The sequence below is a fragment of the Bartonella sp. AA23NXGY genome, assembly GCF_042197165.1.
Lineage (GTDB): Bacteria > Pseudomonadota > Alphaproteobacteria > Rhizobiales > Rhizobiaceae > Bartonella.
On the sequence record NZ_JBHIRO010000057.1, the window covers coordinates 1 to 2,062 of the forward strand.

A 2,062-nucleotide genomic window follows, 5' to 3' on the forward strand; every position below is an offset into this window, starting at 1 on the left:
CGTGTTGAGATCAACTGGTCAGACAATCCGAAGTTTCCCAAGATCTTGAATGAAGCGCGGCTTGATGATCTGAGAAATCGTCCAGAGACCTATAAGCATATCTGGGAAGGGGCTTATCTTACAGCGGTTCAAGGCGCTTATTATCAAAAGGAAATGTTGGCAGCCGAGCAAGAGGGGCGGATAGGGCGTGTTGCTCGTGACCCTTTAATGCAAATACGCGCCTTTTGGGATATTGGGGGGACAGGCGCCAAGGCAGATGCCACGGCGATATGGATAGCGCAATTTGTTGGCAGAGAGATCAGAGTGCTTAATTATTACGAAGCACAGGGACAACCGCTATCAGAGCACATAGGCTGGTTACGTCAGAATGGCTATGAGAAGGCATTGATGGTTTTGCCTCATGACGGTGCGACCAGAGACCGTGTGCACAATGTGAGTTTTGAAAGTGCTTTAAATGATGCGGGCTTTGAAACACAGGTTGTTCCCAATCAGGGAGCAGGGGCGGTTAAGATGCGTATAGAGGCGGTGCGGCGTATTTTACCTTCAGTTTGGTTCAATGAAGAGACGACCGTAGCAGGGCGCAAAGCACTGAATTGGTATCATGAGAAATGGGATGAGAAGCGTGGCATTGGTTTGGGAGCAGAGCATGATTGGTCCAGTCATGGGGCAGATGCCTTTGGATTGATGTGCGTGGCTTATGAAGAACCTCCGACGATACAAAAGCGACCAGCTTATAGCGGCAGAACGGAATATGAGAGTACCTCATGGATGGCAGAATGATGTATGATGAAGAGCATTTAGATAAAGAAAGTAACGCATCAGATTTGTCGACAGAAGGCTTATTTCGCAAGCTTGTGAGTTGGTACAAAGAAGATGTGGAGCATGTGAATAAATGGCGTGAACATGCGCGGGAGGATTTTCGTTTTTACAATGGTGATCAGTGGAATGAGGCTGATTTAGCGGCGTTAAAAGAGCAACGCCGCCCCGTTATGACCTTTAATCGTATTGCTCCGCTTGTGAATGCCGTTGTGGGGTCAGAACGCAACAATAAGCGAGAAGTGCAGTTTATTCCCCGTCAAGTAGGGAAGGCATTGCCTAGTGAATTGCTTACTGGTGCGGCAGAATGGTTTCGGGACATGGCGCATGCAGAATACGCTGATAGTGATGCTTTCCAAGATGCCGTTATCTGCGGCATGGGGTGGACTGATACCCGCCTTGATTATGAAAATAGCTTTGATGGTGAACCGGTCATTACGCGTTTAGACCCGTTAAAGATGGTTTGGGATAGCGCGGCAGTGCAACCGAATTTAACCGATGCACAACGCATGTGGTATGTAGATCGCAAGCCCTTGGAAGTAGCTAAGCAGATGTTTCCCAAATCTCATTGGACAGAGCTGAGTGCAGATTGGGCTCGTGATGGGGTTGCTTATGAGGGCATTCATCATAATGATCTTGAAGCTTATAATGATGAGAAGGGCATTGATGTTGAAAACGGTCGACGGATGATCACACTTGTTGAATGCCGTTGGTTTGAAAGCGAGAGGTATTACAAAGCGCCCGATTTAAGCACTGGAGAACTTCGTGATTATAGCGAGGAAGAATTTAAGCAGCTCCAGTGCATGATGCACGATATCCAAGGGGCAGCTTTCAATAAAAAGGTTGTAAGACGTGCTTTTTTAGGGAGAAAATTGCTTGAATCCCCCGATCAACCTTTGGTTCCAGCGGGTCAATTGGGTTGGGAGTGTATAACGGGGTATTTTGACAAGATAGAACGGCAATTTTATGGGGTTGTGCGTCCTACAAAAGACCCACAACGGTGGGCGAATAAGTACTTTAGTCAAGTTATGTATATCCTTAATAGCCAATCCAAAGGCGGGATAATGGCAGAGAGTGGTGCATTTAAGGATGAGAGAGAAGCAGCAAAAAGTTTAAGCCGATCAGACAGTATTACATGGGTTAAACCTAACGCATTGGCAGGTGGTAAAATACAACCAAAGCCTGTAGCACAGTTTCCAGAGGGCTTTTTCCAGCTGTTTAATGAAGCTAAGGAAGCAATTAATCA

Annotated in this window: 1 protein-coding gene and 1 pseudogene; both read left to right on the forward strand. The window is 46.7% G+C overall.

Translation table 11 applies throughout. The features are described 5' to 3' along the window. Positions 1 to 780, forward strand: a pseudogene (locus ACFINY_RS09580) (PBSX family phage terminase large subunit); the annotation flags it as partial. Next, on the forward strand, positions 765 to 2,062 hold a 1,298-nt coding region (locus ACFINY_RS09585; protein ID WP_375701057.1), incomplete at its 3' end, for a portal protein. The pseudogene ACFINY_RS09580 and the gene ACFINY_RS09585, both read left to right, overlap by 16 nt.